At 70.1% G+C, this 20,131-nt stretch carries 18 protein-coding genes; 8 read left to right on the forward strand and 10 right to left on the reverse strand.

The window, feature by feature from the left end:
• Nucleotides 1-233 precede the first annotated feature (233 nt).
• Together LMH63_RS04690 and LMH63_RS04695 are read left to right on the forward strand one after the other, a co-directional pair.
• Nucleotides 234-767, forward strand: a complete 534-nt coding sequence (locus LMH63_RS04690) for an arsenate reductase (azurin) small subunit (protein ID WP_109676136.1) — start codon at nt 234-236, stop codon at nt 765-767.
• Nucleotides 764-3,235 carry an arsenate reductase (azurin) large subunit gene (locus tag LMH63_RS04695; protein ID WP_109675809.1) on the forward strand — a complete coding sequence of 824 codons (2,472 nt, stop codon included), beginning with the start codon at nt 764-766 and terminating at the stop codon, nt 3,233-3,235. The genes LMH63_RS04690 and LMH63_RS04695 overlap by 4 nt, the downstream gene beginning before the upstream one ends.
• 145 nt (nt 3,236-3,380) lie before the next feature.
• Here the strand turns inward: LMH63_RS04695 and argF are convergent, their stop codons facing one another.
• From argF to LMH63_RS04710, 3 genes are all read right to left on the reverse strand, one after another.
• Nucleotides 3,381-4,280 carry an ornithine carbamoyltransferase gene (gene argF, locus LMH63_RS04700; protein WP_109675807.1) on the reverse strand — a complete coding sequence of 300 codons (900 nt, stop codon included), beginning with the start codon at nt 4,278-4,280 and terminating at the stop codon, nt 3,381-3,383.
• A 21-nt stretch (nt 4,281-4,301) separates the two neighbouring features.
• Nucleotides 4,302-5,501 (reverse strand): acetylornithine transaminase, encoded by a 1,200-nt coding sequence (locus tag LMH63_RS04705; protein WP_109675804.1) that lies wholly within the window; start codon nt 5,499-5,501, stop codon nt 4,302-4,304.
• A gap of 124 nt (nt 5,502-5,625) precedes the next feature.
• Nucleotides 5,626-5,850 carry a hypothetical protein gene (locus tag LMH63_RS04710; RefSeq protein ID WP_109675802.1) on the reverse strand — a complete coding sequence of 75 codons (225 nt, stop codon included), beginning with the start codon at nt 5,848-5,850 and terminating at the stop codon, nt 5,626-5,628.
• 192 nt (nt 5,851-6,042) lie between these two features.
• Here LMH63_RS04710 and LMH63_RS04715 point away from each other — a divergent pair, with 192 nt between their 5' ends.
• A complete protein-coding gene (locus LMH63_RS04715; RefSeq protein WP_229332728.1) occupies nt 6,043-6,816 on the forward strand; it encodes a PHP domain-containing protein in 774 nt (257 codons plus the stop codon).
• Here LMH63_RS04715 and LMH63_RS04720 read toward each other — a convergent pair.
• Nucleotides 6,801-7,064 (reverse strand): hypothetical protein, encoded by a 264-nt coding sequence (locus LMH63_RS04720; protein ID WP_146205165.1) that lies wholly within the window; start codon nt 7,062-7,064, stop codon nt 6,801-6,803. The two genes, LMH63_RS04715 and LMH63_RS04720, sit on opposite strands and share 16 nt — an antisense overlap.
• Before the next feature lie 127 nt (nt 7,065-7,191).
• On the opposite strand from LMH63_RS04720, the gene LMH63_RS04725 reads away from it, so the two are divergent.
• From LMH63_RS04725 to LMH63_RS04735, 3 genes are all read left to right on the forward strand, one after another.
• Nucleotides 7,192-8,469 carry an HD-GYP domain-containing protein gene (locus LMH63_RS04725; RefSeq protein ID WP_158280275.1) on the forward strand — a complete coding sequence of 426 codons (1,278 nt, stop codon included), beginning with the start codon at nt 7,192-7,194 and terminating at the stop codon, nt 8,467-8,469.
• A gap of 244 nt (nt 8,470-8,713) precedes the next feature.
• Nucleotides 8,714-9,703 carry a serine/threonine protein kinase gene (locus LMH63_RS04730; RefSeq protein ID WP_109675796.1) on the forward strand — a complete coding sequence of 330 codons (990 nt, stop codon included), beginning with the start codon at nt 8,714-8,716 and terminating at the stop codon, nt 9,701-9,703.
• Entirely contained in the window at nt 9,700-10,467 is a 768-nt protein-coding gene (locus LMH63_RS04735; RefSeq protein ID WP_109675794.1) for a M48 family metallopeptidase, read from the forward strand. The genes LMH63_RS04730 and LMH63_RS04735 overlap by 4 nt, the downstream gene beginning before the upstream one ends.
• 377 nt (nt 10,468-10,844) lie before the next feature.
• Here the strand turns inward: LMH63_RS04735 and typA are convergent, their stop codons facing one another.
• The 5 genes from typA to LMH63_RS04760 all read right to left on the reverse strand — a co-directional run bounded on the left by typA (nt 10,845) and on the right by LMH63_RS04760 (nt 16,524).
• On the reverse strand, nt 10,845-12,662 hold the full coding sequence (gene typA, locus LMH63_RS04740; protein ID WP_109675792.1) for a translational GTPase TypA: 1,818 nt from the start codon (nt 12,660-12,662) through the stop codon (nt 10,845-10,847).
• Between the two features lie 126 nt (nt 12,663-12,788).
• Nucleotides 12,789-14,255: a TrkH family potassium uptake protein gene (locus tag LMH63_RS04745; RefSeq protein ID WP_109675790.1), complete on the reverse strand. Its 1,467-nt coding sequence runs from the start codon at nt 14,253-14,255 to the stop codon at nt 12,789-12,791.
• 3 nt (nt 14,256-14,258) lie between these two features.
• A complete protein-coding gene (locus LMH63_RS04750; RefSeq protein WP_109675788.1) occupies nt 14,259-14,930 on the reverse strand; it encodes a potassium channel family protein in 672 nt (223 codons plus the stop codon).
• Between the two features lie 212 nt (nt 14,931-15,142).
• Nucleotides 15,143-16,117, reverse strand: coding sequence for a PA2778 family cysteine peptidase (locus tag LMH63_RS04755; RefSeq protein ID WP_109675786.1), 975 nt, complete (start codon nt 16,115-16,117; stop codon nt 15,143-15,145).
• Nucleotides 16,117-16,524, reverse strand: a complete 408-nt coding sequence (locus LMH63_RS04760) for a PA2779 family protein (protein ID WP_109675784.1) — start codon at nt 16,522-16,524, stop codon at nt 16,117-16,119. Before LMH63_RS04760 ends, LMH63_RS04755 begins: the two co-directional genes overlap by 1 nt.
• A gap of 221 nt (nt 16,525-16,745) precedes the next feature.
• On the opposite strand from LMH63_RS04760, the gene ttcA reads away from it, so the two are divergent.
• Nucleotides 16,746-17,630 (forward strand): tRNA 2-thiocytidine(32) synthetase TtcA, encoded by an 885-nt coding sequence (gene ttcA, locus LMH63_RS04765; protein WP_229332729.1) that lies wholly within the window; start codon nt 16,746-16,748, stop codon nt 17,628-17,630.
• A 364-nt stretch (nt 17,631-17,994) separates the two neighbouring features.
• On the opposite strand, the gene LMH63_RS04770 is transcribed toward ttcA, so the two are convergent.
• A complete protein-coding gene (locus tag LMH63_RS04770) occupies nt 17,995-19,218 on the reverse strand; it encodes an ATP-grasp domain-containing protein (RefSeq protein ID WP_109675780.1) in 1,224 nt (407 codons plus the stop codon).
• Nucleotides 19,219-19,468: 250 nt separating this feature from the next.
• Here LMH63_RS04770 and LMH63_RS04775 point away from each other — a divergent pair, with 250 nt between their 5' ends.
• Nucleotides 19,469-20,092, forward strand: a complete 624-nt coding sequence (locus tag LMH63_RS04775) for a retropepsin-like aspartic protease family protein (protein ID WP_229332730.1) — start codon at nt 19,469-19,471, stop codon at nt 20,090-20,092.
• Nucleotides 20,093-20,131: the final 39 nt, after the last annotated feature.

Below are 20,131 nucleotides of genomic sequence, written 5' to 3' on the forward strand. Positions count from 1 at the left end.
TGGCGGGCACGTTACCGACGGGTAACGTCGCGGCCCGCGGACATTACCCGGGGGTAACGTCGCAGCGGGTCCGGACCGACACCGGAAGCCCGCAGACCGCGGCGGGCCCGGCCCTTGCCGTCTCTGGTCCGGTCCTTGCTCCTGCGCAGGGTAGCGACCGGCGGGGCAAGCCTCTGGGCCGAGTGGCCGCCGGAGCCGGCATAACGATGGCAGCCCTGGAGGAGGGGGATCGCATGAGTGGTATCTCGCGACGGAATTTCCTGAAGCTCGGCGGCGGTGCTGCCGCCGGCTCCGCCTCGCTGGTGTTCTGGGGCGGCGCCCGGGCCCAGTCCGGATCTACCGGGGCCGCCCGCACGACCCTGGATTACCCGGAGCAGTCCATCGGCGCGGCGAGCGAGCTGGCGGTGGGCAGAACCCGAAGCTTCACCTATCCCGATCGCAGCTCGCCCTGCGTGGCGATCCGGCTCGGCGAGTCCGTACCCGGCGGCGTGGGGCCTGACGGGGACATCGTCGCCTACAGCAGCCTGTGCACGCACATGGGTTGCGGCGTGCAGTACGACGGCGAGGCCCGCGTATTCAAATGCCCCTGCCATTTCAGCATGTTCGATCCGGGACGCGAGGGTCAGCAGGTCTGCGGCCAGGCCACGGTGGATCTGCCGCGGATCCAGCTGAGTTACGACAGCGACAGCGATGAGCTGTACGCGGTGGGCGTGCAGGGACTTATCTACGGCCGCCAGTCGAACATCCTGCCGGAGGCGTCGTCATGAGCCGCTATCACGATCGCATTGCACTGCCGCCCGCGGATGCTCAGCGCACCAATCTGGTCTGCCATTTCTGCATCGTCGGCTGCGGGTATCACGCCTACAAATGGCCGGTGAACCGGGAGGGCGGACTCGCCCCGGAAGACAATGCGCTGGGCCTGGATTTCCGCCGTCAGGTGCCGCCGCTGCAGGCCACGATGACCCAGGCGATGACGTCGGTTGTCAGGGACCGGGACGGTTCCGAGCATCGCGTCATGATCGTGCCCGACCATGAGTGCGTGGTGAACGATGGCCAGGCCTCCACTCGCGGGGGCCAGCTCGCCTCGGTGCTGTACGGGGATACCGCCGTGTCCTCCCACCGCTTGCTGCATCCACGCCTGCATACCGGTGACGACTGGGTGGATACCACCCGGGATCATGCGGCGGAGCTGTACGCCGCCGTCTCCCAGCGCGTGCTGGACTCGGAAGGGCCGGACGGGCTGTACTTCAACTGCTCCGATCACGGCGGGGCCGGCGGCGGCTTCGAGTTCACCTGGGGTACGGGCAAGCTGATGTTCTCCGCCATCGGTACCCAGATGGTCCGCATCCACAATCGGCCCGCCTACAACTCGGAATGCCACGCCAGCCGGGACATGGGCGTTTCCGAGCTGAACAGCGCCTACGAGGATGCGGAGCTGGCGGACACCCTCCTGGCCATCGGCACCAACCCCTACGAGTGCCAGACCAACTATTTCCTCGTGCACTGGTTGCCGAATCTGCAGGGGCAGACCCGCGAGCGGAAACGGGAGCGCTTCGGCGAGGAGTCCACGGGACCCGGGCGCATCATCATCGTCGACCCGCGACGCACGCCGACGGTGGCCGTCTGTGAGCACGCGGCGGGCCGCGACAATGTCCTTCACCTGGACATCGAGCCCGGCACGGACACGGCGCTCTTCAACGCCCTGTTCACCCATGTGGTCGACCAGGGCTGGCACGACGAGGCGTTCATCGAGCAGCACACCCGCGGATTCCGGGATGCCGTCGAGGCAAACCGGATCAGCCTGGAGGAGGCCGCGCAGATCACCGGGGTAAGTGCCGAGCGGATCCGCAAGGCGGCGGAGTGGGCGTATGCGCCGAAGGCGTCGGGGCATCGCCCGCGCACGCTCCACCATTACGAGAAGGGCGTGATCTGGGGCAACGACAACTACCGCATCCAGAGCGCCATCGTGAATCTTGCGCTTGCCACCCGCAGCTTGGGGCGCGAGGGCACCGGCGTCTCGCGCATGGGCGGGCACCAGGAGGGCTATGCCCGGCCGCCCTATCCGGGCCCGAGGCCCGCTCCGTTCATCGATCACGAGATCATGCAGAACCGTGGCCGCATGCTGACCGTCTGGGGGTGCAATGCTTTCCAGACCACGATCAACGCGGACAGCTACAAGGCCGCCATCCACCGGCGCTCAGGGATCACCCGTGCCGCCATGGCCCGGGCGCGCGGGGCTGATCTGGAGACCCTGGCCGATGCCATCCATGAGTCCACGCTCCAGGGCGGACTGTTCATCGCCGCGGTGGATCTCTACCCGACGAAGTTCGCCCAGGCGGGCCACCTCATGCTGCCTGCGGCCCATCCGGGCGAGGTGGAAATCACCGCCATGAACGGAGAGCGGCGGATACGGCTCTCCGAGCGCTTCATGGACCCCCCCGGCGAGTGCGAGGGGGACGCCCTGATCGCCGCGCGGCTGGCTCGTGCCCTGCAGCGTCGCTATCGGGAGGCGGGCAACGAGGAGATGAGCGAGCGCTTCAGTGGCTTTGACTGGTCCACCCACGAGGACGCCTTCAACGACGGCTTCCGCAAGGCCCACGAGAAGGAGGTCGCGAGCCAGGGTGGCCCTACCGGCGAGCTGGTGACCTACGACCGGCTGCGCCAGGCGGGTAACAACGGGGTGCAGCTACCGGTGCGGGAGTATCGGGACGGAAAGCTCATCGGCACGCCGCGCCTGTACACCGACGGCGAGTTCGATACCGAGGATGGCCGCGCCCGCTTCCAGGCCGCACCGTGGAACGGCATGCTGGAGGCCGCTGCGCGCCAGCGCAGTCGCTACCCGTTCTGGGTGAACAACGGGCGCACCAACCACATCTGGCAGTCGGCCTACCACGACGAATACATCGTCTACCGCAACCGTCGCTATCCGATGACGCCGCTGGAGCTGAATCCGGAGGACGCCGCGGAGCGCGGTATCGAGAACGGGGACATCGTGGAGGTGCACAACGATTACGGCTCCACCATGGGGCTGGCCTACCTGGTGGAGGAGATCAAGCGGGGTCACGTGTTCCTGATGTTCGGCTACTTCAACGGCGTGGCCGGAGAGGTGGTGACCGACGCCGTGGACGAGAACATCATCCCCTATTACAAGGGCACCTGGGCCGATCTGCGGCGCATCGGGCACAGTGAGGCCTACGCACGGGGGACCTCGTTCAGGTCACGGCGCTACGTCTGAGCCGTAGGCGGGTCTGGGCACCCGGCAGGCGCCGGTGCCCCGACCTTGCGCGTGGGAGCGGTCTCCGACCGCGGTAGTGGCCGCAGACTCCTCGCGTACGGCGCTGCGCGCCGTCTCGCGGTTGGAGACCGCTGCCCCGGCGTTGCTACTCCCCCAGCAGCAGCAGCTCCAGCAGCGCCTTCTGGGCGTGCAGCCGGTTCTCGGCCTCGTCGAAGACCACGCTCTGGGGGCCGTCGATGACCTCGGCGGTGACCTCCTCGCCGCGGTGGGCCGGCAGGCAGTGCATGAACAGCGCATCCGGCGCCGCCAGGCCCATCAGCCCGGCATTGACCTGGTAGTCGCGGAACGCCGCGAGTCGGGCCTTCTGCTCGTCCTCCATGCCCATGCTCGCCCAGACGTCGGTCACAACGAGATCGGCGCCGCGCACGGCCTCGGCGGGGTCGGGCACATGCCGCACCCCGGTGGCCCCCGCCAGGTCCGGGGGCTCGTAGCCCTCGGGGCAGCCGATGCGCAGCTCGAAGCCGAGCAGCGCCGCGGCCTGCATCCAGGAGCGGCAGACGTTGTTGCCGTCCCCGAGCCAGGCCACGCGCCTGCCCGCAGGCTCGCCCCGGTGCTCGCGCCAGGTCTGCAGGTCCGCCAGCAGCTGGCAGGGATGGTGGTCGTCGGTGAGGCCGTTGATTACCGGCACGCGGGAGACGGCGGCGAAGCGCTCCACGTTGTCATGGGCGAAGGTGCGGATCATCACCGCGTCCACCATGCGCGAGAGGACCTGGGCGGTGTCCTCGATGGGCTCGCCGCGGCCGAGCTGGCTGTCCCGGGGCGAGAGGAATATCGCCGCCCCGCCGAGCTGCGCCATGCCGGCCTCGAAGGAGACGCGGGTACGGGTCGAGGACTTCTCGAAGATCATGCCGAGCACCCGGCCGCGCAGCGGCTGATGCAGCGTGCCGGCACGGTGCAGCTCGCGGAGCTCGCTGGCCCGCCGCAGCAGACGGTCGAGCTCGGTGGCGGTGAGGTCGTCCAGGGTCAGGAAGTGGCGCAGCGGCATCGGCGGGGCGCTCCGGTGGGTTCAGGCGGGGGTGGTGCCGCGGTCGGCCGCGGCGGCGGCAAGGTGCTCCTTCACCAGGGCGATGACCGTGTCGGCGATCTGCTCGGCCTCGGCATCGCTCAACACCAGGGGTGGCAGCAGCCGGATCACCCGACCGGCGGTGACGTTGATCAGCAGCCGCCGCTCCAGCGCCCGACCGACCAGCTCAGGGCAGGGCGTCTCCAGCTCGATGCCGATCATCAGCCCGCGGCCGCGGATCATGCGCACGCCATCGAGCGGTGCCAGTGCCTCGTGGAAGCGCCGCCGCAGGCGCTCGCCGAGCAACTCGGCGCGCTCCAGCAGCCCGTCCCGCTCCAGGGTGTCGATCACCGCGAGCCCGGCGCGGCAGGCCAGGGGGTTGCCGCCGAATGTGGAGCCATGGCTGCCCGGGCCCAGCACGTCCGCGGCAGGGCCGCCGGCGAGGCAGGCACCGATGGGCACGCCGTTGCCGAGGGCCTTGGCGAGGGTAACCACGTCCGGGCGTATGCCGTCGTGCTGAAAGGCGAACCAGCGCCCGGTGCGCCCCATGCCGCTCTGGACCTCGTCCAGCATGAGCAGCCAGCCGTGCCGGTCGCACAGCTCGCGCAGTGCCTGCAGATAGCCGGGCGAAGGGACGATGATGCCGCCCTCGCCCTGAATCGGCTCCACCAGCACGGCGACGACGTCAGCATCGGCGGCTGCGGCCGCTGCCGCGGGATCATCATAGGGGATGCGCCGGAAGCCCTCGGGCAACGGCCCGAAGCCCTCCTGGGCGCTGGCGTTGCCGGTGGCGGCGAGTGCCGCCAGGGTGCGCCCGTGGAAGGCGTTGCCGGCCACCAGGATCCGCGGCGCCGCGACCCCGCGGCGGTGGCCGTAGAGGCGGGCCAGCTTGATCGCCGCCTCGTTGGCCTCGGCGCCGCTGTTGGCGAAGAACACCCGCTCCAGCCCGGCGAGCCGGACAAGGCGCTCCCCGAGCTGCTCCTGCACGGGAATGCGGTACAGGTTGGAGGTGTGCACCAGCGTGCGGGCCTGATCGGCCAGCGCGTCGGCTACCGCCGGATGGGCATGGCCCAGGCCGCAGACGGCGATGCCGGCGAGCGCATCCAGATAGCGCTCGCCATGCTCGTCCTCCAGCCAGGTGCCCTCGCCGCGGCGGAAACTGACCGGCAGACGCTTGTAGGTCGGCATGAGGGGATCGGACACCGGACCCTCCCGCAAAAACAAACGGCAGCCAGTGGCTGCCGGAGCTGCAGAGTATAGAATCGGGCCGGTAGCCGGACAAGCCGGCGGGGGTGACCACCCCCGCCGGCGCGCCCTCGCGGATTGGTCAGTGGCCGCGCAGGCGCTGTCTCAGGTCCGCGAAGGGTTGATAGGTGGGCGGTCGTCGCAGGGACCCGCTGGCGTTCGTGGTCCGGCGCCCACCCTCCGCCCGACCGCGGCGCTCGCCGTCCTCGTCGAGTGGTTCCAGGGCGTCCAGGATGTCGTCATCCAGGCGGTTGCCGGCCACGGGCATGTCGTGCAGCTTTCTCGGGTCCGTACGCTTGATCGCCATGCTGGGGATCCTCCTCGTGGGTTGGGTCCACCCCTGAGCGTAGTCAACCGGGGCAGCTCTGCCACTTCCCTGTAACACGGGCGAAGACGTGTCCAGAGGTCTGTTTTGTCGATAAAAAACACGCCTGTCAGCCGGGTGGATCTGCATCTGCACAGCACGGCCTCCGATGGGCGGCTGCCCCCGGCCGATGTAATGCAGCGAGCCGCCGACGCCGGCGTCGGGCTCGCCGCGCTCACCGATCACGATACCGTGGCCGGGCTGGACGAGGCCGCCGCGGCGGCGCGGCGGTTGGGAATTACGCTGGTACCGGGCAGCGAGCTCTCCGCCCGCTGGGCTCGCGGGACGCTGCACATCGTCGGACTCGGGCTGGACCCGCAGGCGCCCGGCCTGGAGGCGGGCCTCGCGCGGCACGCGGCGGTCCGCCACGAGCGTGCCCGACGCATGGCCGAGCGGCTGGCCCGTCACGGGGCCCCGGCGCTGCATGAGCAGGTTCTGGCCATGACGGGCGGCGCGCCACCCGGCCGGCAGCACTTCGCCCGGGCGCTGGTGGCGGCGGGGGTGGTCGCGGACAGCCGGGCGGCGTTCCGGCGCTTTCTGGCCCGCGGCCGCCCTGCCTACGCCCCGGCGGAGTGGGCGCCTCTGGCGGACGTGGTGGGCTGGATTCATGGGGCCGGGGGGCTCGCCGTGTTCGCCCATCCGACCCGCTACGGTCTCTCCCGCGGCGCGCTGCGGGAGGCGCTAAAGGCCTTCGTCGCCGCCGGCGGCGACGCGGTGGAAGTCGCCTGCGGCGGCTTCGGGCCGGGGGACGTCGGCCAGGCGGCGGCGCTGGCGCGGCGCCACGGCCTGGCTGCCTCCGTGGGCTCGGACTTCCACGACCCGGAGTTCCCCTGGATCGGCATCGGCCGGCTGCCGCCGCTGCCGGGGGATCTGGAGCCGGTGTGGCGGCGGCGCTACCTCGGCCGCTGACCCACGTCCCCGTTCCGCCGGTATTCGCCCTCGATCACCCTTCCGTCGGGCGCCGGCGTGCGGCGCCGGCGCACCTGCCAGCGCACCTGTCCGCCGCGCAGGATGCCGACTACCGCCAGCAGCAGGCCTGCCCCTAGAACCAGCAGGAACAGCAGGGCCCCAAAGGCGAAAGCCGCCAGCGCCAGCACCGCGAACGCGACCAGCGCCAGAAGCTGTATCAACGGATTCGGACCGGGTGCACTGCGCATGGTGGGCTCCGCGGCTGGCTGCGTTGGTGGTTCCGCCGGCTGGTTCACGGTGCCGGTGGCGGTGAGGCCCTAGTCTACGCGCGGGGTGTCAGCGTGGGGAGCGGAGCCGGCGATGATGAGGCGGTGCGTGGCGGTCGATGACCTGGTGCCGGGGCTCTATGTGGCGGAGCTCGATCGCCCGTGGCTGGAGACGCCGTTCCTGTTCCAGGGCTTCGTCGTGGAGGACGAGGCGGCGCTACGGACCCTGCGGGAATACTGCCGCCATGTCTACGTCGACCCGGAACGCTCCCGCCCCGAGGCGCTGCGGCGGGTGCCGCCGGCGGCCTCGCCGCCGCCGGCCCGCGTCACGCGGTTGCGCGGGGCGCCCCGGGTCGTGGAGCCGGGTCACGCTGACGTGGTGCGGGCCTTCGGCGAGGCGCCGCAGCCCTCCGGCAACGAGTTCCGGGCACTGCTGCGCCTGGCACGGGACGTCCGCGGGCGCAGTCGGCGCATCGTCGACCGCATCTTCCGGGACGTCCGGCTCGGCCGCAGTGTGGATACCGCCGAGGTGCGCGAGATCATGCGCGACCTGGTCGCCGTGGTGACCGAGAACGCCAGCGCCTCGCTGTGGCTGACCAACCTGCGCAAGCGCGACGAGTACACCTCGATCCACAGCATGAACGTGTGCGTGCTGGCGCTGGCCTTCGGCCGCCACCTCGGCCTGCGCCGACACGATCTCGAAGAGCTGGGCACCGGGGCCATACTGCACGACGTCGGCAAGGTGCGTACGCCGGACGAGATCCTCAACAAGCAGGAACGCCTGACCGAGGCGGAAATGGCCATCGTCCGCCGTCATCCGGAGGACGGCTACCGGCTGCTGCAGCCCACCGGGGCGCTGCCCGAGGCGGCCTTGCAGATCGTGCGCCTGCACCACGAGCGGATCGACGGCAGCGGCTATCCGCTCGGCCTCGCGGGCGAGCAGATCCCGCAGCCGGTGCTCATCGCCGGCATCTGCGATGTCTACGATGCCATGACCAGCGACCGGCCCTACCGCAAGGGCGTGCCGGCGGATCGGGTGCTGCGCATGCTCTACGATCGCGCCGAGTTCGACTTCGGTCAGGCCCTGACGGAGGGATTCATCCGCTGCCTGGGCATCTACCCGCCGGGCTGTCTGGTGCAGCTGGACGACAATGCCCTGGCGGTGGTGGTGACCGCGGACCCTCATGCCCGGCTGCGCCCGGTGGTGATGCTGGTGCGCGATGCCGAGGGGGCGCTCTGCCGCCGCCGGACGCTGCGCAATCTCGCTGCCATGGCCGCGGAGAGCGATCGCCCCGGCCGGGGCTGCAACGTCCGCCGGGTGCTCAACCCCGCGGACCACGACGTCGACATCGCCGCGGTTCTCGCCGCCGACCTCGCCACGCGCTAGCCCGGATCGCTCACCGATTCGCGGCTGCGGCCGCGGATCTGGCGGGCAGGCCGGCGTTGCGCTCGGCCCGGGTGCTCGACGTACTGTCGAGTACGCCTGCGCGCCCGGACTCTCCCGCGCCTTGTCCTGCCCGCCAGATCCGCGCCCTCGCTTCGCGAATCGGTGAGCGATCCGGGCTAGTGCACAGCCGTGAGTCGGTGAGAGATGCGGGCTGGCGGAGGCCGCGCCTGCTATCCTCGCGGCCATGAGCGCCGAAGCCCCGACCCATCCGTTTGCCAGCCTCGGCCCGGATACCCTGCTAGGGGCCGTTGAGGCTGTGGGGCTCGAGCCGGACGGCCGTCTGCTTGCCCTCAACAGCTACGAGAACCGCGTCTATCAGATCGGTCTCGAGGAGGCCGCGCCGGTGGTGGTCAAGTTCTACCGCCCCCGGCGCTGGAGCGAGGACGGGCTGAGGGAGGAGCATGCCTTCGCCGAGGAGCTCGTCGGGCACGACATCCCGGTGGTGCCGCCGCTGCGGCTGCAGGGAGAGACGCTGCATCGCCACGACGGCTTCCACTTCGCGGTCTACCCGCGGCGCGGCGGCCGGCCCCCGGAGCTGGACGACCCGGATACCCTGGAGTGGCTCGGTCGGTTCCTTGGCCGTATCCACGCCGTCGGCGAGGTGCGCGGCTTCGTCCATCGCCGTGCCATCGACGTCGCGGGCATGGGGCAGGGCTCGCGAGACTATCTGCTCGCCAGCGGATGGATCCCGGCGTACCTGGAACCGGCCTACGCGAGCGTCACGCGGGACCTGCTGGAGGCGGTGGAGGCGGCCTGGCAGCGCGCCGGGGCGTTCCAGCAGCTGCGCCTGCACGGCGACTGCCACCCCGGGAATATCCTCTGGACCGACGCCGGGCCGCACTTCGTGGATCTCGACGACTGCGCCACCGGCCCCGCCGTGCAGGACCTCTGGATGCTGCTCTCGGGCGAGCGGGAGGAGCGCACCGTGCAGCTCTCCGATCTAATCGCCGGTTATGAGGACTTCCACGACTTCGACCGTCGCGAGCTGCATCTGGTGGAGCCGCTGCGCACCCTGCGCATCATGCACTACGCTGCCTGGCTCGCCCGGCGCTGGGACGATCCGGCCTTTCCCACCGCGTTCCCCTGGTTCGGCACGGACCGCTACTGGGAGGAGCACCTACTCGCCCTGCGCGAGCAGGCGGCGGCTCTGCAGGAGCCGCCGCTCGTGGTATGAACCGGCTGCCGGCGGAGCTTGAGGTCGCCGGGCAGGCGCTGCCGATAGTCCTGCGCCGCAGCCGCCGCCGCACGGTGGCGCTGCATCTGCTGCCCGGCCCGGAGCTGCAGGTGCGGGCACCGCGACACTGTCCGGAGTCGGTGCTGGTGGGTTTTCTGTTCTCGCGCCGGGGGTGGATCCAGCGCCATCTGCAGCGCCTGCCGCCGCCGGCGCCGCAGAACGAATACCGGGCCGGCGAGGCGCATCCGCTGCTCGGGCGGGCCTACCCCCTGGCGCCGCTGCAGGCGCCGCGGCGTCGGGTGCGGCTGGCCGACGGCAGGCTGCGGGTGGCGGTGCCGGCGCCGGGGGATTCGGAGCAGGTGGCGCGGGCGCTGCAGGCCTGGTATCGGGCGGAGGCGGCCCGTGTCTTCCAGGAGCGCCTTGAGCACTGGGGGCCGCTCGCCGCCGCGCGCATCGGCACGCCACCGGCGCCCAGGCTGCGCCTGCGGCGCATGCGCCGGCGCTGGGGCAGCTGCACCGGCAGCGGCGTGGTCACCCTCAACACGCGGCTGGTGGAACGCTGCCGCTGCCTGATCGACTACGTCCTGGTCCACGAGCTCTGCCATCTGCGCGAGCTCAACCACTCGCCGCGCTTCCACGCCCTGGTCACCGAGCTCATGCCCGACTGGCGCACCCACAGCGAGGCCCTGGACCGCGGGGCGCTTGTCCTGTCTCCGGGTTGCACCGGGACGGCCTGCACTGTGCCCGGAACCGTCGGGGATTGAACACAACGACACAACCGACACAAAGGTGCACAACGGGGAATTGGGTGGGACTAGGTCGGGCACGGCCGAAGGCAGTGTTCGACGTCTTCGGCCGCTATGCCCAGAGTCCCCTGAGTCGCACACCGCTGCGAGGTGCACCAGCTACCTCTGCATTTTGCCCGGGGCCGTCGGGGATTAAACACAACGACACAACGAGCACAAAGGTGCACAACGTGGGAAGCGGGTTGGATTCGGTCTGGAACGGCCGAAGGCAGTGTGCGACCTGGTCCAATCCAATTCTCCGTTGTGCACCTTTGTGTCCGTTGTGTCGTTGTGTTTAAAGCCCCACGCCGGAGCACGACCCGGCGCCCGGCAAGGGGTCGGACGGGGTCGAAGGGTCAGGCGCTCCGGCGGCTGGCGCGTTTGCGCTCGTGCTCGAGGAGGAGCTTCTTGCGGATGCGCACGGCGGCCGGGGTGACCTCCACGAGCTCGTCGTCGTCGATGAATTCCAGGGCCTGCTCCAGGCTCAGGCGCTCCGGAGGGGTGAGGATGATGTTCTCGTCCGAGCCGGCGGCGCGCACGTTGGTGAGCTGCTTCGCCTTCATCGGGTTGACCACGAGATCGTTGTCGCGGTTGTGCAGGCCGATGACCATGCCCTCGTAGACCGCCTCCCCCGGGCCGATGAACAGCTTCCCCCGCTCCTGCAGATTGAACAGCGCGTAGCCCAGGGCCTTGCCGGCGGCATTGGCGATGAGCACGCCATTGTTACGCTGGCCGAAGTCGCCGCTGCGCACCGGGCCGTAGTGGTCGAAGACGTGGAACATCAGACCCGTGCCCGAGGTGGCAGTGAGGAACTCGGTGCGGAAGCCGATCAGCCCGCGGGCCGGGATGATGTAGTCGAGCCGCACGCGGCCGCGGCCGTCGGGTGCCATGTCGGTGAGCTCGCCGCCGCGCTCGCCGAGGTGCTGCATCACCGCGCCCTGGTAGTCTTCGGCGACGTCCACGGTGAGCTGCTCGTAGGGCTCCTCGCGGCGTCCATCCACCTCCCGGGTGATCACCTCGGGGCGGGAGACGCCGAGCTCGTAGCCCTCGCGGCGCATGTTCTCGATGAGGATGCCGAGATGCAGCTCGCCGCGGCCGGAGACGCGGAAACGCTCCGGGTCCTCGGTGTCCTCCACGCGCAGGGCGACGTTGTGCTGCAGCTCGCGCATCAGCCGCTCGCGCAGCTGCCGCGAGGTGATGAACTTGCCCTCGCGCCCGGCGAAGGGCGAGGTGTTGACCTGGAACGTCATCGACACCGTAGGCTCGTCCACGGTGAGCGCCGGCAGCGGCTCCACCGCCGCCGGATCGCACAGCGTATCCGAGATGTGCACGCCTTCGACCCCGGTGAAGGCGATGATGTCGCCGGCCTCGGCCCGTTCCACCTCCACCCGCTTCAGCCCGAGGAAGCCGAGCACCTGCAGCAGGCGCACGTTGCGCCGGCGCCCGTCGCGGTCGACGCAGGCCAGCGGCTGACCCGGCCGCACCTGGCCACGCTCGATGCGGCCGATACCGATGACACCGACATAGCTGCTGTAGTCCAGAGAGCTCACCTGCATCCGGAACGGCCCGTCCGGATCCACGGCCGGTGCCGGCACCCGATCCCGGATGACCTCGAACAGGGGCGTCATGTCGCCGTCGCGCACGTCGTCGTTCAGCCCGGCGTAGCCGTTCAGCGCCGAGGCGTAGACCACCGGGAAGTCCAGCTGGTTGTCGTCGGCGCCGAGATTGTCGAACAGATCAAAGGTGCGGTTGAGCACCCAGTCGGGACGCGCGCCGGGGCGGTCCACCTTGTTGATCACGACGATCGGCTTCAGCCCCCGGGCAAGTGCCTTCTGGGTGACGAAGCGTGTCTGCGGCATGGGCCCGTCCACGGCGTCCACCAGCAGCAGCACCGAGTCCACCATGGAGAGCACCCGCTCCACCTCGCCGCCGAAGTCGGCATGGCCGGGGGTGTCGACGATGTTCACCCGCAGCCCGCGCCATTCGATGGCGGTGTTCTTGGAGAGGATCGTGATGCCGCGCTCACGCTCCAGGTCGTTGGAGTCCATGATGCGTTCGGCCATCTCGCCTCGGCTTTCGAGGGTGCCGGACTGCTGCAGCAGACGGTCGACGAGGGTGGTCTTGCCATGGTCGACATGGGCGATGATGGCGATGTTGCGCAGATTCTCGATCACGATGGGGTCGGGCTCTTGGGCAAGGGCAAAGTGGGGCCGGAAAAGGATCCGGCGCAGCCGGCCATGATCCGGTACCCGCAGGGTTTTGTCGAGTAGTTTGTTGCAGTGCGGCAGTCCGCCGATCCCTTAGCGCCGGCCGGCGGCCCAGGCGGCGAGCACCAGCAGCGGGAAGATCTCCAGGCGCCCGAGCAGCATAAGCGCGCTCAGGACCGTGGCGGCGGGGCCGGAGAGGTCCGCGCCGGCCACTCCGGTGGAGAGGCCGGAGTTGAACAGCGCCGAGGCCGTGTCGAAGAACACATGGGCGAGTCGCGTCTCCGCCGGCAGCAGGTGAAGCAGCACGAACACCCCCAGCAGCCAGAGCAGCATGAACGTGCCCACCAGCTGTGCCGAGGCCCGGGCGAGCCCGGCGACCTCGTCCAGGGACAGGCGACGGCGGTCGTAGCCGATGCGCACCACCTCGTGGGGGCTCGCCCGGAGGCGCAATAGCTGGGCCCTCAGGTCCGTCAGCAGCAGGCTGACGCGCAACAGCTTGACGCCGCCGCTGGTGGATCCGGCCATGCCGCCCACGAGCACGGCGGTGAGCAGCAGCAGCAGCGGGGCGTCGGCCCAGAGGGAGAGATCGGCGCTGGTGAAGCCGGCGGTAGTGATCGCCGAGACCCACAGGAACACCGTGGCCACGCCGCCCTCCGCGCCATCGAACAGCCAGCGCTCCAGGATCAGCAGTCCTGCGCCGCCGATGACGATCCAGCCCAGCAGCCGGAGCTCCGCCGAGTGCCTGAGCGCCGCCAGGCGCCGGCGCTCCACCAGCAGGCGGTAGTGGACGAGGAAGCTCACCGCCCCGGCGAGCATCACCGGGATGTAGGCGAGCTGCACCCGCGCCGGGGCGCTGATCATGCTGTCATCGGTGATGGAGAAGCCGCCGGTGGCGATGGCGGTCATGCCGTGGTTGAGCGCCCGCCAGGTCGGCTCCCCGGCGAGCCACAGCAGGCCGACGGCGAACACCGTATAGCCGAGGTAAATGGCCCAGATCGCACGCACGGTGGACTTGACCGTGGGCAGGATCTTCTCCTCCCGGGCCTCGGAGAAGTAGAGGTGCAGGGCCCCGCGCTCGGCGGGCAGCACGGCGAGCAGCAGCAGGATGACGCCGATGCCGCCCACCCACTCGGTGAAGCTGCGCCACCACTGCAGGTGCGCCGGCAGCGCGGAGGCGTACTCGACCACGGTGAGCCCCGTGGAAGTGAACCCGGATACCGACTCGAAGAGCGCCTTCGTCGGGCTCAGGAACGCCGCCATGCCCAGGGCCTCCGCGTCCGCGACGGCGTGCGCGGAGGCGACGAAGGGCAGCGCCCCGAGCAGCGAGATCAGCACCCAGCTCACGCCGGCGATCTGCATCGAGTGGTAGCGCTGGAAGTGGGTGGCCCCCCGGGTGCTCCAGACCAGGGCCTGGCCGCTGCCGAGGGCGATGGCGGCGGTGGCGAGCAGTCCCGGCAGGCCCCAGGGCTCGCCGGCGGCGAGCGCTACCGGCACTGTGAGCAGCGCCATCAGCCCCGGCACGTGCAGCATGAAGCCGACGCCGTGCAGGACCTCGCGCAAGGCTCAGCTCCGGCCGCCGTTGAAGACGTCGAGATCCTCGCGGCGGATGGCGCTGCGGGAGAACACGATCAGCTGGTCGCCGCCCTCCAGGCGGGTGGCGTGGCGAGGGAAGAAGGCCTTGCCCTTCCGCGCGACGGAGATGATGAACAGCCCGGGGCCGAGCAGCTCGCGCTCGGCGATCTCCTCCAGGGTCAGCCCCGCCAGCGGCGAGCCGGGGGCGAGGGTCAGCTCGATCACCTGCTCGCTGTCCTGCAGGGTGGTGACGTCCGTGGTCCGGGGCAGCAGGGTGATGTCCAGCAGGTGCTGGGCGACAAGCCGCTCCGGGTCGGCCAGCACCCGTACGCCGAGCCGGCGGAAGAGCTGGACGTGGCTGTCGTGGTTGACGGTGCTCGCCAGGGTCGCCACGCCGGTCTCGCGGCCGAGAAAGACCGCCATGAGGTTGGTGGAGTCGTCCGTGGTGGTGGCGATCAGGGCGTCCGCCTGCTCCAGTCCGCTCTCCTCGGGGAACTCGTCCTCGGCCACGTCCATCGCGAGCACCCGGACGTCGTGCCGGTCGGCGCAGTGCTCGGCGCGCGCCGCATCCGGCTCCACCATGACCACATCGTGCCCGGCCTCCAGTGCCAGCTCGATCAGGCTGTTGCCTACCGGGCCGGCGCCGACGATCACCAGATACATGGCTGTGAACCTTCCAGTAACCTGATTACGTACCTGAATCAGCCACGCTTGCGAGGCCTTCGCCGCGACGCTGCGGGTGGATCGTCGGCCGTGCCGGTGCGGGGCGATGACGTAGCCCCTCTCGCCCCGCCTTGCACAGCCAGCGCTGATGCCCGCCGCCGCGCAGCCTTGGCTGAGGCAGCCACGTCATCAGGCCGCCCTTTGCCAGCCGTTCAGTCGGTCCCTCTGCAGTCTGCCGGGCTATCCTCGCAGCGCACGCGCTCGAGCGTGCGGCGATAGGTGGACATGCGCTCGCCACCTACGGCCACGGCGCTGCGGGCAGCCTCCAGGGCGGCATCGGTGTTGCCCAGGGCGAGCTCCAGCCGGGCGAGGTTGTTGAGCACATCACCGCGGTGGTCTTCGGCGGTTTCCGCGGCCCGGGCCAGGGCATCGCGGGCGGCGGCCGTGCGCTCGCGGTCATGCAGGGCGTTGGCGAGGCCGAGCGCCAGGAGGCCGCTACGCGGCCAGCGCGAGACCGCGGCCTGCCAGTAGGGCAGGGCGGCGGCGGTGTCGGCGGATTCCTCCAGGGCCGCCAGGGCGCGGAACAGCGGACCGGGCTCCGCGGTAGCGGGGAGCATGCCGGGCGCCGGGGTAACCATCGCCCAGCGCTCGCCGCGGGCCCAGGTGCGGGCAAAGCGCGGCGTCTCGGTGAGATGCCGCCGATGCTCGCCGGAGCGCAGGATTACCTGCTGCGAGTCCGGGTCTATGCCCACTGCCACCGCGTAGTGCCAGTACGGCACCCAGTCGAGACCGAGATTCTGCAGAACGATCACCGGCTGGCCGCCCAGCAGCTCGCGGGTGAGGGCGTGCAGATCGGGCTCGATGACGTAGGCGAGCCGGCCATTGCTGCGGGCGGTGGCAAGCATCTCGGGCTGCAGCGTGCCCCCGCGGTCAGGCACGATCAGGCGTCCGGCCAGGTCCTCCGGAGTGGTCTCCACACCGCTCCAGACCAGCGTCGTGGCCAGCGCGGCGGGGCCGCAGTAATAGCTCGTGTCCGGAAAGAACGGCACATCGGTGAGCTCGGCAGCCGGGGCCCGGTCGGACAGCGCCGTCTGCTCCCGCGGCAGGCTGCCGCAGCCGGCCAGCGCGAGGGTCAGCAGCAGGCAGAGGGCGGCGGACGGCCACGCCGCCCGCCGGTGGGGCGCCATCAGCGTGCGGTGCTGGTCACGAACGGGAAGACATCCGTAAAGCCGAGGATGTCGGTCAGCAGCAGCACCAGGAAGATGAGCACGGCGGCGCCGATGACGCTGCTCGAGCCCGCCGGGAGCTCCTCCATGCGTGCCGCCATCTGCCGGGCCTCGGCATCGGACAGGGCCGCCACGCGCTCCTCGGCCATCGCCGGGTCCACGCCCAGGCCGACCAGCTGGTCGCGGACGTCATCACGCTCCAGCAGGCTGTGGATGCGCTCGCGCGCTTCGGTGGCGGACTGCGCCTCGGCCAGGGTGGCGGTGTCGATCATGGAGGCCTGGGCGGCCGGCAGAGCCAGGCTCACCGAGATCAGGGCCATGGCCAGCAGTACGGCGATCCAGCGGGTTGCTTGGGGGAGCTGAGTCATTGCGCGTTCTCCTTCTCTTGGGTGGCAACCACGGGGATCATAGCCCACGCCCGCGGTGCGGCGTCGAGTGCCGTGGCCGCGAACGCGAGGCAAGCGTCAGCCTGCAGGCCCGGTCTGCAAGACGCCAGCCCGTCATGCCGCCGATTCGCGGTGACGGCCATGGCCTGCCGGGACAGTCCGGCTACACTGTCGCGCATTCCCGACAGCCGACGCCTCGAGCCATGAACCTGAAGACCCTGGAACGCCGACTGACCTATCTCACCGGCCGCGCCATCCGCGACTACCGCATGATCGAGGAGGGCGACCGGATCATGGTCTGCCTCTCCGGCGGCAAGGATTCGTACACCCTGCTCTCGGTGCTGCGCCTGCTGCAGGCGCGGGCACCGGTGCGCTTCGAGCTGGTGGCGGTGAACCTGGACCAGAAGCAGCCGGGTTTCCCCGCCCACGTGCTACCGGAGTATCTGGAAGGCCTGGGCGTGCCCTACCGCATCGTCGAGGCGGACACCTACAGTACCGTGAAGCGCGTGATCCCCGAGGGGCAGACCGCCTGCAGCCTCTGCTCCCGGCTGCGCCGCGGCATCCTCTACGGCACCGCCCGTGAGCTCGGGGCCACGCGCATCGCCCTCGGCCATCATCGCGACGACATCCTCGAGACGTTCTTCCTGAATCTGTTCTACGGCGGGCGTCTGGCGGCGATGCCTCCCAAGCTGCGCAGCCAGGACGGGGACAATGTCGTCATCCGTCCGCTTGCCTATGTGCCGGAGCGCTACACCGAGCGCTATGCCGAGCGCATGCAGTTTCCCATCATCCCCTGCGACCTCTGCGGCTCGCAGCCGAACCTGAAGCGCCAGGCCATCAAGGCGATGCTCCGCGGCTGGGAGGACGAGGACCCGCGGCGGCTGAAGAGCCTGTTCAGCGCCCTGCAGAACGTCCAGCCCTCGCAGCTCGCCGACCGCAACCTGTTCGATTTCCGGGGGCTGGAGGCGCTGGCCGGCGCCGCCGGGCGGCAGTCACCGGCGGCGGAGACTGCACCCGAGGAGTCCGAGGACGACCCCCTCGCAGCCGTGGAGGCGGTGCCGCTGGCATTCGGCGGGGTGCGGCCCTAAAACGACTATCTCAACGCCCTCGCTCCGCGAATCGGTGAGATAGGCGCGTCAAGCCCTTCCGCGGCGGATCGGGACGGTCGCGTTTGGTGCCGGGACAGGCGCCGCGTACCTCCCGACGGGACACGCCGTGAATCCGTCCATGGAGGCTCCACTGCGACATCCCTGTCGCAGAGGGGCCCGTCGGGAGGCACACGGCACCTGTCCACCAGACGCTGGGTGGCCGCCGCCGCGGGTCTGTAGGTCGGGAACCGCCGCAGGCGGTACCCGACACGCCGGCAGGCGAATCCCGACAGGGCCGCCTGCGTCGCAGGTTTCGGGGGCGGGAAGGCGCATGCGGGGGCGGATGCCCCCGCATGCCGATCGCTTAGACGTAGAAGTCCAGCTCTTCCTGGTGCTTCAGCAGGTCGCGCAGCTTGTGCGGATCGTCGCCGAAGAAGAATACCAGTCCCCAGTGGGTGCCGAAGGCGGTGCGCTTGGTCACCGTCTCTTCCGCGGGCGGCGTGAGCTCGTGGAAATCGAAGTACGGGTGGTTCTCCGTCTCCTCCGGGATCTCCAGCTTGCTGACTACGCGCCGGCGCGGGTAGACGCCGAAGCAGCCTGCATAGCCCTTGGCCCCCTTGACCGGCTCCGGGAAGAAGTTCTCCACCTCGTCCTTGGTGGTCTTCGGATCCATCACCAGGATGGAGGCCTGGTAGGCGTTGAACCCGTAGGCCCGCTCCATGAGCTCGAAGGCCTTGAACCCCGGCGGCCGATAGGCCACCTCACCGAAGTACATGGTGCCGTCACTGGTGACGAAGTACTCGGGATGAATCTGACCGAACTGGATGTCGAAGGTCTTGATGAGCTTCTCGATCTCCTTTTCGATCAGCGGCCGCCAGCTCTCGAGCTCCGGGGTCGCCGGCACGAATACCGAGTAGCCCAGCGTCACGTACTCGGAGATGTTCAGGAAGGCGATCTTGCCGTCGTGGATCCAGGCCTCCACGGCGAACTCCCAGCCGTCCAGATGGCTCTCCATCAGGACCGGGAATTCCTCCTCGGGGATCAGGTCCACCTCGTCCGGCGTGCGGATCACCCGGTGGCCGAGGCAGCCGGCCTTGTCGAAGGCCTTGAGATGGATCGGGTCGTTGGGGTCGCCGTCCAGCTTCAGCAGCGTCTGGTTGACCCGCTTCAGGAAGCGGATGACGTCGGCCTTGTCGTGAGCCTCCTCGAAGATGCCCACGCGGATGCCGCCGAGCTGCGCGCGGCGCTTCATCAGCGCCTTGTCGCGGAACAACACGGCCTGGCCGTGCAGGCGCGGATTGCCCATGAGCACGGCGTTGATGGCGCCGGCCCACTCCACGGTTTCCTCGTACAGCGGGATCGCGACGTCCACGCCCTTGTCCTTGAGCAGCTCGGCGATCTCCATGGAGCGGTCGTTCAGCCGCTCGAAATTCCAGGGAATGAAGGGGATGTCGTGCTCTTCTGCGTAGTCCTGCGCCCACTCGGGGGCGACCACGACATAACGCCGGTCGAAGTTCTCGGCAGCGTCGATGGCGCCAAGCGCCCATCCGAGCAGGGCGACGTAGCCCTTCTCCGGGTTCTTCTCCATGGTGCGGAACTCCAGTTTGGGCGGAGATGTGTGGCGCGCGTGGAGCGCGACCACACCTTGAGCCTAGCACGGGGTTCCGGGGGCGCCGAACTGTGCGCCAGGCCTCGCTCCGGTCCGGGAAGCGGTGCGACGATACCGGAAAACAGGCCTGCGGAGCTCCGGCATGGGTCGATGGCCAGCCCGCACATGCCACCGGTTCGCGGCCGCGGGCCGCAGGGCGAGAAGGGCGTTGTCAAACGGAACACCAGCGTTGCTGGCGCTGGCCTTCGCTGTTGCCGCGACGGCCGCGGACCTGCCGCGGGTGGCGCTGGTGGGGCTCTTCCCGGGCAAGGCGGTGCTGGAGATCGAGGGCGAGCGCTACGTCCTCGCCGAGGGTGAGCGCAGCCCCGAGGGCATTACGCTGATCCAGGCGGGCGAGGGCAGCGCCGTCATCAGCCACGAGGGCCGCCGGCACGAGGTTGCCCTGAGTCGGGCCGTCGGCGGCCGCTACGCCGAGCCCGAGCGGCGCACCGTGCGCATCGCCCGCGACGGCCGTGGCATGTATTCGGCGAGCGGCAGCATCAATGGCCGCGGTGCGTCCTTCCTGGTGGACACCGGGGCGACACTGGTGGCCGTCAATCGCAATGACGCCCGGCGCTTCGGTATCGACTTCGAGCGCGAGGGCACCCGTGTCATGGCGGAGACGGCCAGCGGCCAGACCGCGGCATGGCGGGTGCGTCTGGACCGCGTACGGGTCGGCGAGATCGAGCTGCGCGACGTCCCGGCCCTGGTGGTAGACGGCGGCAGTCCGCGCACGCCGTTGCTGGGCATGTCCTTCCTGGGCCGCCTGAGCCTGCGGGAGGAGGGCGGGCTCCTGTTGCTGGAGCAGCGTTGAGCGCTGCTCCAGCAACAGGAGCCCAGTTCAAGGTCCGCA

This window comes from Spiribacter halobius (genome assembly GCF_020883455.1).
Taxonomy (GTDB): domain Bacteria; phylum Pseudomonadota; class Gammaproteobacteria; order Nitrococcales; family Nitrococcaceae; genus Sediminicurvatus; species Sediminicurvatus halobius.

Coding starts and splice junctions, on each gene's coding strand:
- LMH63_RS04690 (WP_109676136.1), top strand. CDS start 234: ATGAGTGGTATCTCGCGACGGAATTTCCTGAAGCTCGGCGGCGGTGCT.
- ttcA (WP_229332729.1), top strand. CDS start 16,746: ATGAACCTGAAGACCCTGGAACGCCGACTGACCTATCTCACCGGCCGC.
- LMH63_RS04750 (WP_109675788.1), bottom strand. CDS start 14,930: ATGTATCTGGTGATCGTCGGCGCCGGCCCGGTAGGCAACAGCCTGATC.
- LMH63_RS04760 (WP_109675784.1), bottom strand. CDS start 16,524: ATGACTCAGCTCCCCCAAGCAACCCGCTGGATCGCCGTACTGCTGGCC.
- LMH63_RS04720 (WP_146205165.1), bottom strand. CDS start 7,064: ATGCGCAGTGCACCCGGTCCGAATCCGTTGATACAGCTTCTGGCGCTG.
- LMH63_RS04770 (WP_109675780.1), bottom strand. CDS start 19,218: ATGGAGAAGAACCCGGAGAAGGGCTACGTCGCCCTGCTCGGATGGGCG.
- LMH63_RS04735 (WP_109675794.1), top strand. CDS start 9,700: ATGAACCGGCTGCCGGCGGAGCTTGAGGTCGCCGGGCAGGCGCTGCCG.
- LMH63_RS04710 (WP_109675802.1), bottom strand. CDS start 5,850: ATGGCGATCAAGCGTACGGACCCGAGAAAGCTGCACGACATGCCCGTG.
- LMH63_RS04730 (WP_109675796.1), top strand. CDS start 8,714: ATGAGCGCCGAAGCCCCGACCCATCCGTTTGCCAGCCTCGGCCCGGAT.
- LMH63_RS04695 (WP_109675809.1), top strand. CDS start 764: ATGAGCCGCTATCACGATCGCATTGCACTGCCGCCCGCGGATGCTCAG.
- argF (WP_109675807.1), bottom strand. CDS start 4,280: ATGCCGCTGCGCCACTTCCTGACCCTGGACGACCTCACCGCCACCGAG.
- LMH63_RS04715 (WP_229332728.1), top strand. CDS start 6,043: ATGCAGCGAGCCGCCGACGCCGGCGTCGGGCTCGCCGCGCTCACCGAT.
- LMH63_RS04755 (WP_109675786.1), bottom strand. CDS start 16,117: ATGGCGCCCCACCGGCGGGCGGCGTGGCCGTCCGCCGCCCTCTGCCTG.